14 protein-coding genes and 1 pseudogene are annotated in these 20945 nt (G+C 67.4%); 7 read left to right on the forward strand and 8 right to left on the reverse strand.

Annotated elements, in window-relative coordinates; all coding sequences use genetic code 11:
- Positions 1–145 precede the first annotated feature (145 nt).
- Positions 146–2416, forward strand: coding sequence for an arginine/lysine/ornithine decarboxylase (locus K309_RS0108835; RefSeq protein WP_029046090.1), 2271 nt, complete (start codon positions 146–148; stop codon positions 2414–2416).
- Between the two features lie 224 nt (positions 2417–2640).
- On the opposite strand, the pseudogene K309_RS39825 reads toward K309_RS0108835, so the two are convergent.
- Positions 2641–2743: pseudogene (locus tag K309_RS39825) on the reverse strand (transposase); the annotation flags it as partial.
- A 44-nt stretch (positions 2744–2787) separates the two neighbouring features.
- Between K309_RS39825 and K309_RS0108840 the strand changes: the two are divergent.
- Positions 2788–3996 (forward strand): RNA-guided endonuclease InsQ/TnpB family protein, encoded by a 1209-nt coding sequence (locus K309_RS0108840; protein WP_029046091.1) that lies wholly within the window; start codon positions 2788–2790, stop codon positions 3994–3996.
- Positions 3997–4280: 284 nt separating this feature from the next.
- On the opposite strand, the gene K309_RS0108845 is transcribed toward K309_RS0108840, so the two are convergent.
- The 5 genes from K309_RS0108845 to K309_RS0108865 all read right to left on the reverse strand — a co-directional run bounded on the left by K309_RS0108845 (position 4281) and on the right by K309_RS0108865 (position 9820).
- On the reverse strand, positions 4281–6002 hold the full coding sequence (locus K309_RS0108845; RefSeq protein ID WP_029046092.1) for a TRAP transporter large permease: 1722 nt from the start codon (positions 6000–6002) through the stop codon (positions 4281–4283).
- A gap of 12 nt (positions 6003–6014) precedes the next feature.
- The gene (locus K309_RS0108850) at positions 6015–6614 is read right to left on the reverse strand and encodes a TRAP transporter small permease subunit (RefSeq protein ID WP_029046093.1); all 600 of its coding nucleotides are present in this window, start codon (positions 6612–6614) and stop codon (positions 6015–6017) included.
- A gap of 311 nt (positions 6615–6925) precedes the next feature.
- The gene (gene argH, locus K309_RS0108855; RefSeq protein ID WP_029046094.1) at positions 6926–8344 is read right to left on the reverse strand and encodes an argininosuccinate lyase; all 1419 of its coding nucleotides are present in this window, start codon (positions 8342–8344) and stop codon (positions 6926–6928) included.
- 133 nt (positions 8345–8477) lie between these two features.
- The gene (locus K309_RS0108860; RefSeq protein WP_029046095.1) at positions 8478–9224 is read right to left on the reverse strand and encodes an anti-sigma factor; all 747 of its coding nucleotides are present in this window, start codon (positions 9222–9224) and stop codon (positions 8478–8480) included.
- The gene (locus K309_RS0108865) at positions 9221–9820 is read right to left on the reverse strand and encodes an RNA polymerase sigma factor (RefSeq protein WP_029046096.1); all 600 of its coding nucleotides are present in this window, start codon (positions 9818–9820) and stop codon (positions 9221–9223) included. The genes K309_RS0108860 and K309_RS0108865 overlap by 4 nt, the downstream gene beginning before the upstream one ends.
- A gap of 144 nt (positions 9821–9964) precedes the next feature.
- Here K309_RS0108865 and K309_RS0108870 point away from each other — a divergent pair, with 144 nt between their 5' ends.
- Complete coding sequence (locus K309_RS0108870) at positions 9965–10576, forward strand: ferritin-like domain-containing protein (RefSeq protein WP_029046097.1); 612 nt, start codon at positions 9965–9967, stop codon at positions 10574–10576.
- Positions 10577–10808: 232 nt separating this feature from the next.
- On the opposite strand, the gene ppc is transcribed toward K309_RS0108870, so the two are convergent.
- Positions 10809–13901, reverse strand: coding sequence for a phosphoenolpyruvate carboxylase (gene ppc / locus K309_RS0108875; RefSeq protein WP_029046098.1), 3093 nt, complete (start codon positions 13899–13901; stop codon positions 10809–10811).
- 70 nt (positions 13902–13971) lie between these two features.
- On the opposite strand from ppc, the gene hemC reads away from it, so the two are divergent.
- From hemC to K309_RS0108890, 3 genes are read left to right on the forward strand one after another with little or no spacing between them, the layout of a single operon-like run.
- Positions 13972–14991 (forward strand): hydroxymethylbilane synthase, encoded by a 1020-nt coding sequence (gene hemC, locus K309_RS0108880; protein ID WP_029046099.1) that lies wholly within the window; start codon positions 13972–13974, stop codon positions 14989–14991.
- A gap of 9 nt (positions 14992–15000) precedes the next feature.
- The gene (gene hemDX, locus K309_RS0108885) at positions 15001–17208 is read left to right on the forward strand and encodes a fused uroporphyrinogen-III synthase HemD/membrane protein HemX (protein WP_029046100.1); all 2208 of its coding nucleotides are present in this window, start codon (positions 15001–15003) and stop codon (positions 17206–17208) included.
- Positions 17209–17212: 4 nt separating this feature from the next.
- Positions 17213–18403 carry a heme biosynthesis protein HemY gene (locus K309_RS0108890; protein ID WP_029046101.1) on the forward strand — a complete coding sequence of 397 codons (1191 nt, stop codon included), beginning with the start codon at positions 17213–17215 and terminating at the stop codon, positions 18401–18403.
- Positions 18404–18421: 18 nt separating this feature from the next.
- Here the strand turns inward: K309_RS0108890 and K309_RS36195 are convergent, their stop codons facing one another.
- Entirely contained in the window at positions 18422–19990 is a 1569-nt protein-coding gene (locus tag K309_RS36195; protein ID WP_051320388.1) for a cryptochrome/photolyase family protein, read from the reverse strand.
- Positions 19991–20146: 156 nt separating this feature from the next.
- On the opposite strand from K309_RS36195, the gene K309_RS0108900 reads away from it, so the two are divergent.
- Entirely contained in the window at positions 20147–20854 is a 708-nt protein-coding gene (locus K309_RS0108900) for a pseudouridine synthase (protein ID WP_029046102.1), read from the forward strand.
- Positions 20855–20945 lie beyond the last annotated feature (91 nt).

Consider the following 20945-nt stretch of genomic DNA (forward strand, 5'->3'; position numbering starts at 1 on the left):
GGCGTTTGCCGGAATGGCCGCTACGCGATGACCGCGCGGGGGCGCCAAGACCTGACGTGAGAGCCACATGTCGCCGTCGCAGGGGAACCCCTGCCGGCCATGTGGCTCAAGTCCTTTATGTCCTGCTTTCCATCAAGGATGCCCGATGAAATTCCGCTTCCCCGTCATCATCATTGACGAAGACTTCCGCTCCGAGAACATCTCAGGCTCGGGCATCCGCGCGCTGGCCGAGGCGATCGAGAAAGAGGGCATGGAGGTCATGGGGCTGACCAGCTACGGCGACCTGACGTCGTTCGCGCAGCAGGCCAGCCGCGCCTCGACCTTTATCGTGTCGATCGACGACGATGAGTTCGTGCGCGACGACGACCAGCCCGAAGCCGCTGCGATCGAGAAGCTGCGCGCCTTTGTTGCCGAAGTGCGCCGCCGCAACTCTGACCTGCCGATCTTCCTGTACGGCGAGACCCGCACCTCGCGCCATATCCCCAACGATATCCTGCGCGAGCTGCACGGCTTCATCCACATGTTCGAGGACACGCCGGAGTTCGTCGCGCGCCACATCATCCGCGAGGCCAAGGTCTATCTCGACACGCTGGCGCCGCCGTTCTTCAAGGCGCTGATCGACTACGCGCAGGACAGCTCGTATTCGTGGCACTGCCCCGGCCACTCGGGCGGCGTGGCGTTCCTGAAAAGCCCGGTGGGCCAGGTCTTCCACCAGTTCTTCGGCGAGAACATGCTGCGCGCCGACGTCTGCAACGCGGTGGACGAACTCGGCCAACTGCTCGACCACACCGGCCCGGTGGCCGCGTCCGAGCGCAACGCCGCGCGCATCTTCAATTCGGACCACATGTTCTTCGTCACCAACGGCACCTCGACGTCGAACAAGATGGTGTGGCACGCCAACGTGGCGCCGGGCGATATCGTGGTGGTGGACCGCAACTGCCACAAGTCGATCCTGCACGCGATCATGATGACCGGCGCGATCCCCGTGTTCCTGATGCCCACGCGCAACCACTACGGCATCATCGGCCCGATCCCGAAGAGCGAGTTCGATCCCGAGACCATCCGCCGCAAGATCGCCAACCACCCGTTCGCCAGCAAGGCCAAGAACCAGAAGCCGCGCATCCTGACCATCACGCAGGGCACCTACGACGGCGTGCTGTACAACGCCGAGCAGATCAAGGAAATGCTGGCCGCCGAGATCGACACCCTGCATTTCGATGAAGCGTGGCTGCCGCACGCAGCGTTCCACGACTTCTATCACAACATGCACGCGATCGGTAAGGGCCGCCCGCGCAGCAAGGACGCGCTGGTGTTCGCCACGCAGTCCACGCACAAGCTGCTGGCCGGCCTGTCGCAGGCCTCGCAGATCCTCGTGCAAGACTCCGAGACACGCAAGCTGGACCGCTACCGCTTCAACGAGGCGTACCTGATGCACACCTCGACCAGCCCGCAGTATTCGATCATTGCCTCGTGCGATGTGGCGGCGGCGATGATGGAAGCGCCTGGCGGCACCGCGCTGGTGGAAGAAAGCATCCAGGAGGCCATGGACTTCCGCCGCGCCATGCGCAAGGTGGAGGGCGAGTACGACGCCGGCCATAACGGCGACTGGTGGTTCAAGGTGTGGGGTCCGGACGCGCTGATCGAAGACGGCATCGGCGATCGCGAAGAGTGGATGCTGAAGGCCAACGAGCGCTGGCACGGCTTCGGCGACCTCGCCGACGGCTTCAACCTGCTCGACCCGATCAAGGCCACGATCATCACCCCGGGTCTGGACGTGGATGGCGAGTTCAGCGAGCGCGGTATCCCGGCGGCGATTGTCACCAAGTACCTGGCCGAGCACGGCATCATCATCGAGAAGACGGGCCTGTACTCGTTCTTCATCATGTTCACCATCGGCATCACCAAGGGCCGCTGGAACTCGCTGGTGACCGAGCTGCAGCAGTTCAAGGACGACTACGACCAGAACCAGCCGCTGTGGCGCGTGCTGCCGGAGTTCGTCGGCAAGTATCCGCAGTACGAGCGCATGGGCCTGCGTGACCTGTGCGATGCGATCCACAGCGTGTACAAGGCCAACGATGTGGCGCGCGTAACCACCGAGATGTACCTGTCGGACATGGAGCCGGCGATGAAGCCGTCGGATGCGTGGGCAATGATGGCGCACCGCGAGATCGAGCGCGTGCCGGTCGACGACCTCGAAGGCCGCGTCACCGCGATCTTGCTGACGCCGTACCCGCCGGGCATCCCGCTGCTGATCCCGGGCGAGCGCTTCAACCGCACCATCGTGCAGTACCTGAAGTTCGCACGCGAGTTCAACAAGCTGTTCCCGGGATTCGAGACCGATATCCACGGGCTGGTGGAGGACGAGGTGGACGGCAAGAAGGCTTACTTCGTGGACTGCGTGAAGCAGGTAGCCTGAGCGGCCAACCGGAGTCCCGGCACCTGAGAAGCCCCGCAGCCCCGCGCATGCGGGGCTTTTTCGTTGTAGCCGAACGGATGCAACAACTCCCCTCCCGTCCCGCTGAACCCCGCCATTTCGCATGACCCGGTGCGGCAAGCCCCGCCGTTCAGGGCGGGTAAGGATAGCGCGGACGGCGTACCCGTCCTTGGATTTCAGTGAGGCGTCTGTTGCTGTTCGATGTATTAGCGCACGATGGGGATCGGAGCGCCGCCGCAGGATGAGGCGATAAGACGGCGACCACAGGATGCCCTTCCAGTAGCGGTTTTGGATGTCGGGCCGTTCCCTTGTGCAGCAGGTGGCTGGACATGACTTTGAGGTATTGTTGAGCCATGCAACGACTTCAAGCCTTCAAGTACGAGTTGATGCCGACCAGCGAGCAGCATCGCAGCATGCGCCGCTTCGCCGGATCGTGCCGGTTTGTATTCAATAAGGCGCTGGCGTTGCAGAAGGAACGCCATGAGCAAGGTGAGAAGAAGCTCGACTACGCCGGCCTATGCAAGCTGCTTACCGCGTGGCGCAACAGCACAGACACCGCCTGGTTGGCCGATGCACCCGTTCATCCACTGCAACAGACGCTCAAGGATTTGGAGCGGGCCTACGCCAACTTCTTCGCCAGGCGGGCCGACTTCCCGCACTTCAAGAAGAAGGGCCAAAGCGACAGCTTCCGCTATCCTGATCCGAAGCAGATCAAGCAGGACCAGGCCAACAGCCGCCTGTTCCTGCCGAAGCTCGGCTGGCTGCGCTACCGCAATTGCCGTGAGACGCTCGGCACGGTGAAAAACGTCACAGTCAGCCTGTCGGGCGGCAGGTGGTTTGTGTCGATCCAGACCGAGCGAGAGGTCGAGCAGCCCGTCCCCAACGGCGGCGCGGTTGGCATCGACATGGGCGTGGCGCGGTTCGCTACGCTCTCGGACGGCACGTGCTACGCGCCGCTCAACAGCTTCAAGCGGCATGAAACCGCGCTGCGCAAGGCCCAGCAGGCGATGAGCCGCAAAAACAAGTTCAGCAAGAACTGGACCAAGGCGAAAGCTCGCGTTCAGCACATTCATTCCCGGATCGGCAATGCCCGCCGCGACTACCTGCACAAGACCACGACCGCGATCAGCCAAAACCACGCGATGGTGTGTATCGAGGACTTGCAGGTGCGGAATATGTCCAAGTCGGCGGCAGGCACGGCGGAGGCGCCGGGAAGAAACGTGCGGGCCAAGTCTGGCCTGAACAAGGCCATCCTCGATCAGGGCTGGTCCGAGTTCCGCCGCCAGCTGGACTACAAGCTTGCGTGGAGGGGCGGCTATCTCATTGCCGTGTCGCCGCAGAACACAAGCCGCACCTGCCCGTGTTGTGGTCATGTATCGGCGCACAACAGGCAGTCCCAAGCCCGGTTCGAGTGTGTGGAATGCGGCTTCGAGCAAAACGCCGATGTGGTCGGCGCGATCAATGTTCTAAGGGCGGGACACGCCCGGCTAGCCTGTGAAGTGAGCGATGCAGTCGGGTCGCCAGCAGCAGGAACCCACCGAAGCGACTCAGGGGCGGTTTAATGCCGCGCCTGAGCGCCGTAAGGATCGCCGGCCTGCAGACCGGCGAGGATGTCAAATTGGTGTCAATCAAATAGATGCGGCGCCTCGCCAAGATCCAGATTGCGCTGGAAACCCATTATGCGGTGAGGCAATGGTGTCCAGGGGCATGGCTTCCTGGCAGATTTGGAGAGCAGTCTGCGCCGTGCCCGCGTGCTGGCAGATAAGCCGATTCGCAACGCGAAAGAAAAAAAGCCCCGCAGCGCTTGCGGGGCTTTTCGACCTTGCGGGTCCGGACGATGCCGGCTCTAGTTCTTCTTTTTCTCGAACTCGAACTGGGGCGCCGACGGCTCGCTCTCCGCGGCTGGCTGGGCCGGCAACTCCAGACCTTCGCCGCCGCCCGCTTGCCCGGCCGGCGCCGGCACCGACAGGCTCGGCGCCGATGGCTTGGGGCCGGCGCTATCCAGGTCGATGCTCAGGTCACGCGTGATGCTGCGGTCCTGGGCCTTGTGGCCGCCGGTCGCAACCAGGCCCGGGAAGACGATGATCAACGCCACCATGATCAGCTGGATGGCCACGAACGGCACCGCACCCCAGTAGATGTCCGACGTCTTCACCTCGCGCGGCGCCACCGAGCGCAGGTAGAACAGCGAAAAGCCGAACGGCGGGTGCATGAACGAAGTCTGCATGTTCACCGCCAGCAGTACGCCGAACCAGATCAGGTCGATGCCGAGCTTGTCCGCCACCGGCCCCACCAGCGGCACCAGGATAAAGGCAAGCTCGAAGAAGTCCAGGAAGAACGCCAGCAGGAAGAACAGCACGTTGACTGCGACCAGGAAGCCGGTCTGGCCGCCCGGCAGGGCGGTCAGCAGGTGCTCCACCCAGATATGGCCGTCCACGCCGTAGAAGGTCAGCGAGAACACCCGTGCGCCGATCAGAATGAAGATCACGAAGGCCGACAGCTTGAGCGTCGCCTCCATTGCCTGCCGGGTCAGCCCCAGATCCAGGCGGCGCTTCAGCAGGGCCAGCACCAGCGCGCCCAGCGCGCCCATGCCGCCGCCTTCGGTCGGCGTGGCCACGCCGACGAAGATGGTGCCGAGCACCAGGAAGATCAGCGCCAGCGGCGGGATCAGCACGAAGGTGACCTTTTCGGCCATGTGCGACAGCAGGTTCAGCTTCAGCGCCTTGTTGATCACCGCCAGCACGAAGGCGAACAGGATCGCCGCGCCCACCGAGATCACCAGGCGCTCGTCCAGCGGCGCCTCCGGCTTGTACATCTTGTCCACCGCCACGCCTACCGCGACCGACAGCGCGGTCAGCACCAGTACCGACGCCGCGCCACTCTTGCCGCTGGGCTCGCGGAAGGTGCGTGCCTCGATCGGCAGCGCCGGCGCCGCGCTCGGCTTGATCAGCGTGACCAGCAGCACGTAGCCCATGTACATGCCCGTCAGCACCAGGCCCGGCACGAACGCGCCCTTATACATGTCGCCCACCGAGCGGCCAAGCTGGTCGGCCAGCACGATCAGCACCAGCGACGGCGGGATGATCTGTGCCAGCGTGCCCGAGGCGGCGATCACGCCCGATGCCAGCCGCTTGTCGTACTTGTACTTCAGCATCAGCGGCAGCGAGATCAGGCCCATCGAGATCACCGAGGCCGCCACCACGCCGGTGGTCGCCGCCAGCAGCGCGCCGACGAAGATCACCGCATAGGCCAAGCCGCCCCGGATCGGGCCGAACAGCTGGCCGATGGTGTCGAGCAGGTCTTCGGCCATCCCGGATCGCTCGAGGATCAGGCCCATGAAGGTGAAGAACGGGATCGCCAGCAGCGTGTCGTTCTCCATGATGCCGAACAGCCGGCTGGGGAGGGCCTGCAGCAGCTCGGGCGGCAGCATGCCCAACTCGATACCGATAAAGGCGAACAGCAGGCCGTTGGCGGCCAGCGCGAAAGCGATCGGAAAGCCCGACAGCAGGAATACGACCAGCGAAGCGAACATGATCGGGGCCATGTTCGCGATCAGGAATTGCGTCATCGTGCGCGCTCCTTATTGTTTTTCGGACGGACCGGGCTGGTTGGCCTGCGCGATCGCGGCGATCTCCAGCGCCGGGTCGACGGCGTGCTTGCGGAATGCCGAGAATGGCAGCTCGCCCTTCAGGTACGCAAAGCGCTTGATCAGTTCGGACAGGCCCTGCAGGATCAGCAGCAGGAAGCCCGCGGCGATCAGGAATTTGGCGGGCCAGCGGATCAGGCCTCCGGCATTGCCGGACATCTCATGGCCGACATAAGACAGCCAGAAGTAGGGGATCGCCAGCCAGAGGATGATGGCCGAGATCGGCAGCAGGAAAAACAGGATGCCGAAGATATCGATCCAGACCTGGGTGCGCTCGGAGAAGCGGCCGGCGATGACGTCGATGCGCACATGTTCGTCACGCATCAGCGTGTAGGGGGCGCCGAGCAGGAACACGCCGGCGAACATATACCATTGCAGTTCGAGCCATGCGTTGGAACTGATGCTGAAGGTGTAGCGAATGATGGCGTTACCTGCGCAGACCAGTACGGCCAGCAGGATCAGCCATTTCGCCCATTGCCCGATGAATTCATTCACGGCGTCGATAAGCCGCGAGATCCTCATAAGGAGAGACATGTGATCGTCCTAGGGATTGGGGATACAGGGGTGGCGCGTTAGTTTACGGCGTCACTTGTCCTACATCTTTAGGGTGAATCCCCAGTGCATCACATTTGCGGCCGCGCTTGCAGCGAACAGGCACTAATGCACGCGGAATTGCGGCGAATTCCGTATTTTCTGGGCAGCATTGCCCCGAGGTGGGATAACCGCTTCGTGGAAATAACAACAGTGTCGGTGCGAAGGCGCACAGAAAAGACAAAACGGGAGCGCGCGCTCCCGTTTGTCATGACCGGCGTGGGGGTGGGCGCAGGGCGCCGCCCTCCTGGCCGTCAGGCGTTCAGTGCCTTACGTGCGTCGGCAATGGCAGCGCGCACCTGGTCCGGCGCGGTGCCGCCAATATGGTTGCGCGCGGCGACCGAGCCTTCCAGCGTCAGCACGGTGTGCACGTCGTCGCCGATCAGCGCGGCCTTGTCGCCCAGGCCGGACACGTCGCGCAGCTCGGCCACGGTCAGGTCGGCCAGGTCGCACTGGCGGCTGTCGCAGGCACGGACAGCGTGGGCGACGGCCTCGTGCGCGTCGCGGAAGGGCAGGCCCTTCTTGACCAGGTAGTCGGCCAGGTCGGTGGCGGTGGCGTAGCCCTGCAGCGCGGCGGCGCGCATCGCTTCCGGCTTGACGGTGATGCCCGGCACCATGTCGGCGAAGATGCGCAGCGTGTCCACGATGGTGTCGACGGTGTCGAACAGCGGCTCCTTGTCTTCCTGGTTGTCCTTGTTGTACGCCAGCGGCTGGCCCTTCATCAGGGTCAGCAGGCCGATCAGGTGGCCGTTGACGCGGCCGGTCTTGCCGCGCGCCAGCTCGGGCACGTCGGGGTTCTTCTTCTGCGGCATGATCGAGCTGCCGGTGCAGAAGCGGTCGGCGATGTCGATAAAGCCGACGCGCGGGCTCATCCACAGCACCAGCTCTTCCGAGAATCGCGACACGTGGGTCATCACCAGCGCGGCGGCGGCGCAGAATTCGATGGCGAAGTCGCGGTCCGACACGGCATCCAGCGAATTGCGGCAGACGCCGTCGAAGCCCAGCTGCTGCGCCACGAACTCGCGGTCGATCGGGTAGCTGGTGCCGGCCAGCGCGGCGGCGCCCAGGGGCAGGCGGTTGACGCGCTTGCGGCAGTCGGCCATGCGCTCGGCATCGCGGGTGAACATTTCCACGTAGGCCAGCAGGTGGTGGCCGAAGGTAACCGGCTGCGCCACCTGCAGGTGGGTGAATCCGGGCAGGATGGTGTCGGCGTTCTGGTCGGCCAGGTCGAGCAGCGAGGTGCGCAGCGCGCCGAGCAGGGAGATGATGTTGTCGATCTCGCTGCGCAGCCACAGGCGGATATCGGTCGCGACCTGGTCATTGCGCGAGCGGCCGGTGTGCAGGCGCTTGCCGGCATCGCCCACCAGCGCGGTCAGGCGCGCCTCGATATTCAGGTGGACGTCTTCCAGGTCCAGCTTCCATTCGAAGCTGCCGGCCTCGATCTCGCCCTTGATCTGGGCCATGCCGCGTTCGATCTCGGCGCGGTCGGCCTCGGCGATGATGCCCTGTTTCGCCAGCATGGCCGCGTGGGCCAGCGAACCCTGGATGTCGAACAGGGCCAGGCGCTTGTCGAAGAACACCGAGGCGGTGTAGCGCTTCACCAGGTCGGACATCGGTTCGGAGAAGCGGGCGGACCAGGCTTCGCCTTTCTTGGCAAGTTGGGAGGTGGACATGGACGTCGGCTGCAGTGGTTCGCCGCGGTCGGCCGGCGCGTTGAGCGTCGGCGGGCGCAAGCGAATTGGAGAATTTGGGAAAAGGGCGATTATATCGTCCGCCGGGAGCATGGCGGCGCCGGCCGGGCCTCGGTTACAGCGGGTTGTGGAGCACAGGCCCCTTGAACACCACCGGGCCGCTCGGCCCGTCGGCACTGGGCGAGCCGCCGGTCGGCTCGATACTGACCGCCAGCGCCGGCACCGCGGCAGGGGGCTCCGCCAGCGCGAGGCGGGCCTGCGGCGCCCGGCCGATCACGCCGAGCGAGCGCGGCTTGCCATCGGCCGGCAGGGCCCACAGCTGCAGCACCTGCCGCTCGCTCAGTTCCAGGTGATCCAGGCGTCGCACGATCAGGCTGCGTGCGCTTGCGTCCCACGACACCAGCATGGCGGGCTGGGCGTGGTCGTCGTTGAGCACGGCGATGATCGCGGCCGGCGCGGCCTCGCGCTGCTGTCCCACCTGCATGCCGATCCCGATCGACAGCACCGCCACCACGGCCATTGCCGCCGCCGCGCCGCGCCAGAAAAGCGGGGTCGACCACAGCCGCTGCCACCACCCGGCCGCCGGTTCGGCCATCGGCGGCCCCGGCGCCAGACTCTCAACGGGCGCCTTCCAGCCCAGCCGTGTTTCGATGCCGCACCAGACCTTGTCGACCGGTTCCGCCGTCGCCTGCAGCTCGGACACGCCGGCCAGCCGGTCCTGCCAGCGCAGGATGGCGGCGTGCACCGCCGGTTCTTCGCGCGCGAGGTGTTCCATGCGCCGGCGCGCGCCACCGCGCAGCACGCCCAGCGCGTACTGGGCGGCAAGGCGGTCGAGCAGCTCGGGATGGGCGGCCAGCTTCATGTCGCCGCCTCCATGCAGTGGCGCAGCCGTTCCAGGCCGCGGCGCACCCAGGACTTGACCGTGCCCAGCGGCACGCGCAGCCGCGCCGCCAGTTCGGCATGGCTCAGGTCGTGCAGGTACGCCAGCACGATGGCCTGGCGCTGCGCCTGCTCCAGCCGTTGCAGGCAGCGGTTCAGCGCGCGCGCCTGCTGGCTGGCATCGGCGAGCTCGGCGGGTCCGGCGGCGTCGTCGGCCAGCCACTCGCCCAGGTCTTCTTCCAGCTCGACGGTCTGCGCAATGCGCGCGGCGGCGGCGCGGCGCAGGCAGTCGAGCGCCCGGTTGCGCACGATCGCGGTCATCCAGGTCATCGGCGCGGCCAGGTGCGGCCGGTAGTCGCCGGCGTGGTGCCAGATGCTGACAAAGCTTTCCTGCACGACGTCCTCCGCCCAATCGCGCCTGCCAGTGATACGCAGCGCGAGGCCAAACAGTTTCGTTGCGGTGAGGTCATAGAGGCCGCGCAGTGCCTGGCGGTCGCCCACGGCCACGGCCTGCAGCAGTGCCTCCAGCCGATCGGGACTGGCAGGCGCGGCATAGGACGGCTGGGGGGCGGACGGCACCGGGACGGGTCCTCGCAAGGGAGCTTTGCCGGATTATAGGTAGCGCCGCATCCAAAAGCGCGGCGCGTGCGTAGAAGTGACAGGCGCAAGCCCGGCACCCCGGCCAACGGGGCGCCACGTTGTCATCCCTCACAGGAGAACACCATGGACCGCATGTCACAGACACCCGCGCACGAGGCGGGAACCATCGTCACGCTGCCGGATGCCCGCCGGCGGGGCTTGCTCAAGGCGCCCGGCCTGTTCGCGCTCGGCTCGCTGGCCGTCATCACGCTCGGGGAGTCGATGCCGGCATGGGCGCAGACGCAGTCGGGCAGCACCAAGGACGACATCAATATCCTGAATACCGCGCTGGGGCTGGAGTACCAGGCGATCGCCGCCTACCAGGTTGGCGCAGAAAGCGGCCTCTTGCAGAAGCCGGTGCTGGCCACCGCGGTCAAGTTCCAGGACCACCACAAGGCCCATGCGCAGGTGCTGGCCGGGACGGTGTCGAAGCTGGGTGGGACGCCGGTGGTGGCGAAGAAAGCCTTGGAATACAAATTCCCGACCGAGAGCCTGAAGAACCAGGCCGATGTGCTGCGCTTTGCCGCGGGGCTGGAGAAGGGTGCGACCGCCGCCTACCTGGGCGTGCTGCCGAACTTCCACAACCGCGAGCTGACCCGGGCCGCCGGCAGCATCCTCGGGGACGAGGCAATGCACTGGGCCGTCCTGCTGCATGCGCTGGGTGAGGACCCGGTGCCGGGTGCGTTTGTGGGCTGAGGTCGGCAACGCTTGCCGATTGTTTGCTCCCCTCCCGCTAGCGGGAGAGGGGCAGGGGGTGAGGGCGGGCGTTGGCAGGACTGCAGGGGGTCGATTTGCCGGCAGATCGGGGTCTGGCACCGGGGAGGCCGCCGCCCGTTGCAGGCGCCAGCCCTCACCCCCGGCCCCTCTCCCACTTGCGCGGGAGAGGGGAGCAAACCGGCAGCCCGCTTTCGTCTTATGCCAGCGGTCGTCACCCCGTATTGCGCAACCCCGCCGCCACCCCATTGATCGTCAGGTGGATCCCCCGCCGGACACGGATATCATCCCCATCCTTGCCGGCCCGGTAGCGCTTCAGCAGCTCCACCTGCAAGTGGTTCAGCGGATCCAGGTAGGCAAACCGGTTCTTGATCGAGCGCGCCAGCAGCGGGTTGTCCGCCAGCCGGTCCTGGTGCCCGGTGATCAGCGCCAGCATCTCGCTGGTCAGGTGCCATTCCTTGCTGATGCGGTTGAACACATTGCGGCGCAGCGCCGCGTCATCGCACAGCTGCGCATAGCGCGAAGCCACCGCCAGGTCGGTCTTGGCCAGCACCATGTCCATGTTGGACAGCAACGTGGAGAAGAACGGCCAGGTCTTGACCATGCGGCGCAGCGTGGTGACGGCGGACTTGCGTGCCTTGTCGTCCGGCGCGCGGTCCAGCAGCGACTTCACCGCGCTGCCGAAGCCGTACCAGCCCGGCAGCAGCAGCCGGCACTGGCCCCACGAGAAGCCCCACGGGATCGCCCGCAGGTCTTCGATGCGGCGGTTCTTCTTGTCCATCAGCTTGCGCGAGGCCGGGCGCGAGCCCAGGTTCAGGTCGGCGATCTCGGTGATCGGCGTGGTGGCGAAGAAGTAGTCCTTGAAGCCCGGGGTCTCATAGACCAGGTCCCGGTAGGCCGAGAAGGCGCGGTCGGACAGCTGCTGCATCACCGCCTCGAACATGTCGAGATCCTTGGGCGCGTTCTGCTGCGGCAGCAGCGACGCTTCCAGCGTGGCGGCGACCACCGTCTCCAGGTTGCGCCGGCCGATCTCGGCGTTGGCGAACTTGCTGTTGATGATCTCGCCCTGCTCGGTCAGGCGGATCTGGCCGTTGACCGTGCCCGGCGGCTGCGACAGGATCGCGTCGTAGGTGGGGCCGCCGCCGCGGCCTACCGTGCCGCCGCGGCCATGGAACAGGCGCAGCTTGACCTTGCGTTCCTCGAACAGCTGCACCAGCGCCAGCTCGGCCTTGTACAGCTCCCAGGTAGAGGTCAGGAAGCCGCCGTCCTTGTTGGAGTCCGAATAGCCGAGCATCACTTCCTGCTCGACGCCATGGTGCGCGATCACCGAATCGAAGCCCGGCAGGTCCAGCAGCGACTGCATGATGCCGGCGGCGTTGCGCAAGTCCTCGATGGTCTCGAACAGCGGGATCACCATCAGTTCCATGCGCGCCGGGTCGGTCTTGCTGCCCAGCGTGCCCTGCAGCATGCCGGATTCCTTCTGGAGCAGCATGACCTCGACCAGGTCCGACAGCGTCTCGGTGTGCGAGATGATGTAGTTGCGCGCGATACGCTTGCCATAGCGCTTGCGCAGCTCGCGCGCGGCGGCAAAGATCGCCAGTTCCTTGCGGGTCTGCTCGGAGTACTCGTGCCACGGCAGCGTCAGCAGGCGCGGCTGGCGCAGCTCGGCCAGCAGCAGTTCCAGCTTGCGCTGCTCGGGCAGGGCGGCGTAGTCGGCGGCGATGCCGGCGGCGGCGAACAGCTCGGCGATGACGGCTTCGTGCACGTCCGACACCTGGCGCATGTCGACCGACGCCAGGTGGAAGCCGAACACGCCGATGGCACGCGCCAGTGCGTCGATGCGCGCGCCTGCCAGTGCCTGGCCGTGGTTTTCGCGCAGCGAGTCGATCACGACCTGCACGTCGGCGGCGAAGGCTTCGGCGTTGTCGTAGGGCTCGGCCGGCGCCACCGGGCGGCGCGGCGCGGCATGGCCGGTCAGCGTCTTGCAGGTGGCGGCCAGGCGCGCGTAGATGCCGATCAGCGCGCGGCGATACGGCTCGTCGGCGCGATGCTCGGAATGGTCGGGCGAGCGCTCGGCCAGCGCCAGCAGTTCGGGGCTGGCATCGACCATCAGCGTCGACATCGACAGCTCGGCGCCCAGCGCGTGGACTTCATCCAGGTACCAGTCCAGGATCATCTGGGCCTGCTGGCTGGATGCATGCTCCAGGGTCTCGGCGGTCACGTTGGGATTGCCATCGCGGTCGCCACCGATCCACGAGCCCATCTGCAGGAACGGCGCCAGCGGCGCCTGCTGCGCGCCCGGCGTGCCCTTGCGCTTGCGCGTGGCCGGGAACACCGCGGCGATGTCTTCTTCCAGCTCCGTCATCAGCTGCGGGATGCCGCGCAGGAAGCAGGTGCGGTAGTAAGACAGCGCGTTGTCGATCTCGTCGCCCACCGTCAGGCGCGCGTCGCGCAGCATGCGCGTCTGCCACAGCGTGGTGACCTTGGCGCGCAGCTGGGCCGTGTTGTGCTCGCGCTCGCGCGCGGTCGTCGGCAGGTCGCGCTCGGCCAGCAGGCGGGCGATCTCGCGCTCTGCGTCCAGGATGCTCTTGCGCTGGACTTCGGTCGGGTGCGCGGTCAGCACCGGCACGATCAGCGCCTCGTCCAAGAACTTGCGCAGCTGCTTGCCGGTGACGCCGGCGGCGTCGATCTTTTCCAGCGCGTGCTGCAGGCTGCCGGCCTGCGGCGGCGAGCCGGCCAGCGCATGCACGCGGCGGCGGCGGTTGTGGTGCTGGTCCTCGGCGATATTGGCCAGGTGCGAGAAATAGCTGAACGCGCGCACCACCTGGTTGGTCTGGTCGCGCGACAGGCGCTTGAGCAGCCGGTCCAGCTCGGCGCCGGCGGCGCGGTCGTTCTCGCGGCGGAAGCGCACCGCGGTCTGGCGGATGGTCTCGACCACCTCGAAGGCGGCGTCGCCTTCCTGCTCGCGCAGGCAGTCGCCCAGCAGGCGGCCGAGGAAGCGGATGTCCTCGCGCAGCGGCAGGTCCTTGTCGGGGGTGCGGCGGCCGGCGGCGGCCGCGACGGTGGTTCCGTTGCTCGACACGATGGAAAGCTGGGGCTTGGTGACGCGCTTGGCGCGCGACGAGGTGACGCCGCTGGTGCCGTTGGTGCCGCTGCGGCGGGCCGCGCGGGTCGGTTTGGCGGCGGATGCGCCGTTTGCTTCACCCTGGCCAGCGGCCGGATCCTTCGTGGCCGAAGCGCCGGATGTGCCCGAAGCGCCCGAAGCGGCGGACTTGCGGCCAGCGGGGCGCGCAGCGTGCTGCGTCATGCAATCTCCTCGTCTGCTTATCTGATATATGGTGCGGAGCGGCTATTGGGTCGCGTGCTACCATTCACGGATGCAAGCACCCGCCACCCCGTCTTCCTCTACTGCTGTCGTGTCTAGCAACCTTCCGCAAAAGCTCGTCATTGCCTCCCGCGAGAGCCGTCTGGCCATGTGGCAGGCTGAACATGTGCGTGCTGCATTGCAACAATACTATCCCGCGTGCGACGTGTCCATTCTCGGCATGACCACACGCGGAGACCAGATTCTAGACCGTACGCTGTCGAAAGTCGGCGGCAAGGGTCTGTTTGTCAAAGAACTGGAGTTCGCGATGGACGAAGGCCGCGCGGACCTGGCGGTGCATTCGCTCAAGGATGTGCCGATGGAACTGCCCGCCGGCTTCGCGCTGACCGCGGTGATGGAGCGCGAGGATCCGCGCGACGCGCTGGTTTCGAACAGCTTCGCCTCGCTCGACGAGATGCCGCCCGGCACCGTGGTCGGCACCTCCAGCCTGCGCCGCGAGGCCCTGCTGCGCACCCGCTATCCGCACCTGGTGGTCAAGCCGCTGCGCGGCAACCTCGACACGCGGCTGGGCAAGCTCGACCGCGGCGAATACGGCGCCATCATCCTGGCCGCCGCGGGGCTCAAGCGCCTGGGCCTGAATGACCGCATCCGCGCGCTGATCCCCGTTGAATCGTCGCTGCCTGCTGCCGGGCAGGGCGCGCTTGGCATCGAGATCCCTGCCAACCGCCCCGAGCTGGCCGCATGGCTTGCGCCGCTCAACCACCAGCCGACGCTGCTGGCCGTGACCGCGGAACGCGCAGTGGCGCGCATGCTGGGCGGGTCATGCCAGGTGCCGCTGGCGGCCCACGCGTATTGGGAAGGCGACCAGCTCAAGCTTGACGCCTTTGTCGGCATGCCCGACGGCACGCGCGGCCTGCGCGCCGCCGCCGCGGGCCCGGCCGCCGATCTGGCCGCCGCCGAGGCGCTCGGCCAGGCCTGCGCGCGCGACCTGCTTGCGCAAGGGGCCGAAGCGATTCTCGCCGCGCTCGACGATCGGGCAGCCGGCTCGCCCGGCACGCAAGCACCCGCCTGAGGCTGCCCGATGCCCCGCCCGACCGTCGTTGTCACACGACCCGCCGGGCAGTCCCGGCAACTGACCGAGGCGCTGCAGGCCGCCGGTCTCGACGTCCTCAGCTTTCCGCTGCTGGCCATCGGCCCGTCGGCCGACGACGCGCCGCTGCGCGCGGCCCTGGCGCGGCTCGACCAATTTGCCCTGGTGGTCTTTGTCAGTCCCAACGCCATTGCCTATGCGCTGGATGCGCTGGCCGGCGTGCAAGGTGCCGCCACGGCGCAATGGCCCGCCCAGGTGCCGGCCGCCGTGGTTGGGCCGGCCAGCGTGGCGGCGCTGGCCGAGCGTGGCATCGCGCCGCCCACGTGCCGGGTGATCGCGCCGGCCGGCGCCGCCACGAACGGGCAGGGTGCCGATGACGCCGGCGACAATGCCAGTCACCGTCTCAGTCACGGCTCGAACCACGACCCGAACCACGACCCGAACCACGATTCGAACCACGACGCCGACGGCCCGCGCTTCGATTCCGAGGCACTGTGGGCCCAGCTCGATCCCGCCGCGCTCGCCGGCAAGCCAGTCCTGATCGTCCGCGGCAACGGCGGCCGCGACTGGCTCGGCGACCGCCTGCGCGAAGCCGGTGCCCAGGTCGAGGCCGTCGAGGCCTACCGGCGCACGCTGCCCGAGCCCGGCGCGATGCAATGGCAAGCCGTGCGCGACAGCCTGCAGGCCGGCGCGCCGCCCCATGTATGGCTGCTGACCAGCTCCGAGGCCGTGCGTAACCTCGACACGCTCGCGCGTCAACACCTTTCGCCGCAGGAAAATGCCGGCCTGCGGCAGGTGCAGTGCATCGCGCCGCATGCGAGAATCGCCGAACAAGCGCTGGTACTGGGCTTCAGCCACATCCTGCGCGCCGCGCCGGGCGATGCCGGCCTGCTCGCGGCGTGCCTGCAATGGGCCGATGCCCACGCCGGTCCGGTGCCGGTGGCCGCTGCGCCGGATGCATCCGGTGCATCCGGCCGCGCCAGTGCGATAACAGACACCGGCCCGGCGCGCGCCGAGGCACCGGCGCCCGCGCCGGCTGCCGCAGTCCCCGCAACGTCAACGAAGGTCGAACGCGTGACGCAAGAAACCACGTCCTCCTCCGCTACACCTCCGCCCTCGGCGGCCGCGGCGCCCGTGCCGGGCTCCGGCGCTTCCGCTTCCTCCGCCGGCCAGCATGCTGCCGCGCGCAAGCCCGCGGCGCTGTGGGCCCTGGTGGCCGTGCTCTTGGTCGCCACCGCCGGCGGCTTCTGGTGGCTGCAGCAGCGCGTCGACCACCTGACCGGCGAACTGGCCCGGCGCCAGCAAAGCAACGATGCGCTGGTGCAGGAGTCGCGCGTGCTGACGCGCAATGCGCAGGACACGGTCAAGGAACTGCAGACCAAGGTCGGCGCGCTTGAAAACCAGGTCGGCGAAACCCGCGACAAGCAGGTGGCGCTGGAGCAGGTCTACCAGGACCTGATGCGCAACCGCGACGACTGGGAAATCGCCGAGATCCAGCAACTGCTGACCAACGCCGGCCAGCAGCTGCAGCTGACCGGCAACGTGCAGGTCGCGCTGGCCGCGCTGCAGAGCGCCGACGCGCGCCTGGCACGCGCCGACAAGCCGCAGTACAACCTGCTGCGCCGGGCCATCGCCCGCGACATCGCGCGCATGAAGGCCGTGCCCGACACCGACCTGACCGGCGCCGCGATCAAGCTGGACGAAGCCATCAACCAGGTCGACGCGCTGCCGCTGCTGTCCAGCGAACGCATGCTCGAACGCACCGAGGCCGATGCCCGCAAGGATGGCGCGGCCGGCAAGGGCGCGGCCAGCGCCCCGGCGGCCGCCGCTGCCACCAACGGCTGGTTCTCCCGCCTGTGGACCTACCTGCGCGACGAAATGGCCCAGGTGATCCGCATCCGCAAGGTCGACGACGCCGAGGCGCTGCTGCTGTCCGGCGACCAGGGCTGGTTCCTGCGCGAGAACGTCAAGCTGCGCCTGCTCAATGCGCGGCTGGCGCTGCTGTCGCGCAACGAGCCGGTGTTCCGCAATGACCTGGCCGCCGCGCAGGCGATGATCGGGCGCTATTTCGACACCAAGTCGCGCCGCGTGCAGGGCGTGCTGACCCTGCTCAGGCAGGCACAGGCAGGCGCGGTGACGGTGCAGCTGCCGACCATGTCCGAGAGCCTGGGCGCGTTGAACGCCCTGAAGAAGGAGTAAGCCCATGCGCCTTCTGTTCTGGGTTGCGGTCCTGTTCGGCGGCGCCGTCGGGCTGGCGCTGTTCACGCAGTTCAACCACAGCAATGTGGTGCTGTTCTATCCGCCGTACCGCGTCGAGCTGTCGCTGAACCTGGCACTGGCCTTGCTGCTGCTGCTGTTCTTCGTGGTCTGGACGGTGATGTCCACCATCCGCCATCTGGGCGACATGCCGCGCCGCGCTGCCGCCTACCGCGAACGCAGCCGCATGAACAAGGCCCAGGCTGCGCTGCGCGAGTCGATCGAAAACCTGTTCGCCGGCCGCTTTGCCCGCGCCGAGCGCTGCGCGCGCGAGGCCCAGTCGTGGGAAGACCAGGCCCAGACCGCCGCGCTGATCGGCGCGCGCGCCGCGCACCGCATGCAGGAGACCGAACGGCGCGATGCCTGGATGTCGCAGGTCACCGATCCCGAGCGCGAACAGGCGCGGCTGGTGTCGATGGCCGAGCTGCTGGTTGACGCACGCGACGCAGACGGCGCGCTGGAAACCATCGCCCAGCTGCAGGCGCAGGGTGCGCGCCAGATCCACGTGCAGCGCATTGCGCTGCGCGCGCACCAGCACCTGAAGAACTGGTCCGAGGTACTGCGCCTGGCGCGCTCGCTGGAGAAGCGCAACGCGCTGCATCCGGTGCTGGCGCTGCGGCTCAAGCAGATGGCGGTCGAGGCCATGCTCGACGAGCGCCGCCACGATGCCGACGCCCTCGGCGAATTCTGGCGCTCGCTGTCCGCCGACGAACGCCGCGCCACGCGCATCGCCGAACCCGCCGCGCGCTACTTTGCTGCGCTGGGCCGTCAGAACGAAGCCCGCCGCATCATCGAGGACGCGCTCAAATTCAATTGGGACAGCCGCCTGGTGCTGCGCTATGCCGACTGCGCGGTGCCCGGCCACGCACTGCCCCAGATCCAGCAGGCCGAGAAATGGCTGGCGGGGCATCCCGCCGACGCCGACCTCTACTACACGCTGGGCGTGCTGTGCCTGGGCGAGAAGCTGTGGGGCAAGGCCCAGTCCAGCTTCGAGCGCGCGCTGAAGTACGCCGATATCGACCAGCAGCGGCGGCTGCGCGTGCGCACGCACCTGGCGCTGGCGCGGCTGTTCGAGGAAACCGAGCGTTTCGACGACGCGCAGCGGCACTATCGCGAAAGCGCGATGCTGGCGGCCTGAGCGGCGCCCCCCGGGCGATCAGTCGTCGGGGGCATCCTGTTCCAAGCCGGCGGCGCTGCGCTTGCCGGCTTCCTTCACCACCCCATAGCGCTCCAGGGTTTCCTTGCGTGCAATATCGTGCTGCACCAGCGGACGCGGGTAGTCCTCGCCCAGCCGCACGCCGGCGTCCGCCAGTACATGGTCTGGCGCGGTCCATGGCGCATGCAGGTACTTGTCCGGCAGCGCCGCCAGCTGTGGCAGGTACTTGCGGATGAAGCGCCCCTGCGGGTCAAACTTCTCCGACTGGGTCACCGGGTTGAAGATGCGGAACCACGGTTGCGCATCGCAACCGGTCGACGCCGCCCATTGCCAGCCGCCGTTGTTGGCGGAAAAGTCGAAATCATTGAGCAGGTCGGCAAAATACTGCTCGCCGCGGTGCCAGTCCACGCCCAGGTCCTTGACCAGGAAGCTGGCCGTGACCATGCGCAGCCGGTTGTGCATATAGCCGCTCTGCCGGATCTGCAGCATGGCGGCATCGACCAGCGGATAGCCGGTGGCCCCATCGCACCAGGCGCGGAAATAGCGCTCGCCGGTTGCGCCGTCCTGCCAGCGGATCGCGTCGTAGGCCGGGTGGAAGGCCGCGCCGGCGGCCACGCGCGGATGGTGGTGCAGGATCATGAAGTAAAAGTCGCGCCAGATCAGCTCGGACAGCCACACCGCCGCGCCCGCGCTGTCCGCGCCGCCGCGCAGCACCGCTTCATGCGCGGCGCGTGCCAGCGTGCGGATCGAGATGGTGCCGAAGCGCAGGTGCACCGACAGGTAGCTGGGACCGCGCAGGGCAGGATAGTCGCGGCGGCGGCCGTAGTCGCCGATGCGCCCGGTGAACTCCTCGAACAGGGCCTGCGCACCGGCGGCGCCGGTCGGCATGGCGACTTCGGCAAGGTTGCTGTTGCGGAAGCCTAGCTGTTCGAGCGTCGGCAACGGCTTGCGATATGCTGCCGGCACCGGCGCCAGCGCGTGCAGGTACGGGTCGATCGGATACGGGCGCAGGTCGAACGGCTGCACTGTCCGCAGCCAGGCATTCTTGTAGGGCGTGAACACCGAGAAGGGCTTGCGCTGGCCGTTCAGGATCTCGTCGCGTTCGAAGACGGCCTGGTCCTTGAACGTGAACAGCAGGCGCGCCTGTGCCGCCAGCGCCTGGCGCACGGTGTCATCGCGTGCCATGGCGGCAGGCTCGTAGTCGTGGTTGGCAAAGACCGCCTGGACGTCCAGCGCTTGCGCCAGCGCGGGCACGGCGTCGACGGCGCGGTCGTCCAGCACGATCAGCCCGCCGCCGGCCGCAGTCAGCGTGCGGGCCAGCTCCCGCAATGATTCGAGGATGAATTCGACGCGCCGGTCGGCCTGCAGGCCGCGCGCCAGCAGCGGGTCGAGGATGTCGCGGTCGAATACGAAGACGCACCACACCCGGGCACAATGCCTGAGGGCATAATGCAGCGCCGCGTGGTCGCTGGCGCGCAGGTCGCGCCGGAACCAGGCCAGCCCGCGCTCGAAATCCCGGCCGATACGGTAAGGTTTGCGGCCCGATGCCGAAGGGTCTGCTGGCTGCATGCTCGCTGCCTGACGGAGTCGAAGGAAAATGCGCGCAATGAGGCCGGCAAGTGGGCGTCGCGGCGAGGACTGTCGCCGGGTGCGTCGCGCCAATACCCTAACATAGCGGTTCGGCACCAATCTGCCACTCAACCAACGAATACAGCAACAAAGCACATGACACTCGACCGCATCCTCCAATCCCAGGGCTTCGGCACGCGCCGCTACTGCGGCGACCTGGTCGCCGCCGGGCTGGTCGAAGTCAACGGCGAGCTGTGCGAGGATCCCCGCGCCCAGTTCGAGGTGGACGGCCTGCGCCTGACCGTCGACGGCGAGGAGTGGATCGCCTGCACCAAGGCCTACCTGATGCTGAACAAGCCCGCCGGCTATGAATGCTCGCAGCGTCCGCGCCATCATCCCAGCGTCTACAACCTGCTGCCGGTGCCACTGCGCCAGCGCGAAGTCCAGGCCGTGGGCCGGCTCGACCACGACACCACCGGGTTGCTGCTGCTGACCGACGACGGCCAGTTCATCCACGCCCAGACCTCGCCCAAGCGCAAGGTGCCCAAGGTCTATGAAGTGACGACTGCGGAGCCGGTGACGCCCGAACAGGCGCAGGCACTGGTCGCCGGCGTGCAGCTGCTGGACGAACCGGCGCCGATCGCCGCAGAAGCCTGCGAGATCACCGGCGAACGCAGCATGCGGCTGACCCTGCTGCAAGGCAAGTACCATCAGGTCAAGCGCATGGTGTCCGCGGCTGGCAACCACGTCAGCGCCTTGCACCGCAGCGCGCTCGGCAGCCTGCAGCTGGATCCGGAGCTGGCCGAAGGGGAATGGCGCTGGCTGACGGCGGACGAGCTCGCGGCGCTGACCCGCAAGGCATGACAAGGCATGACAAGGCATGACCAAAGGGCCGTATCATCGGTCCGTAGCTTTCGGCAAGCGGCCCGCGCGGGCGCCCATTGCTGCACTGCAA

The organism is Cupriavidus phytohabitans (assembly GCF_000426345.1).
In the GTDB taxonomy this organism is placed as follows: Bacteria; Pseudomonadota; Gammaproteobacteria; order Burkholderiales; family Burkholderiaceae; genus Cupriavidus.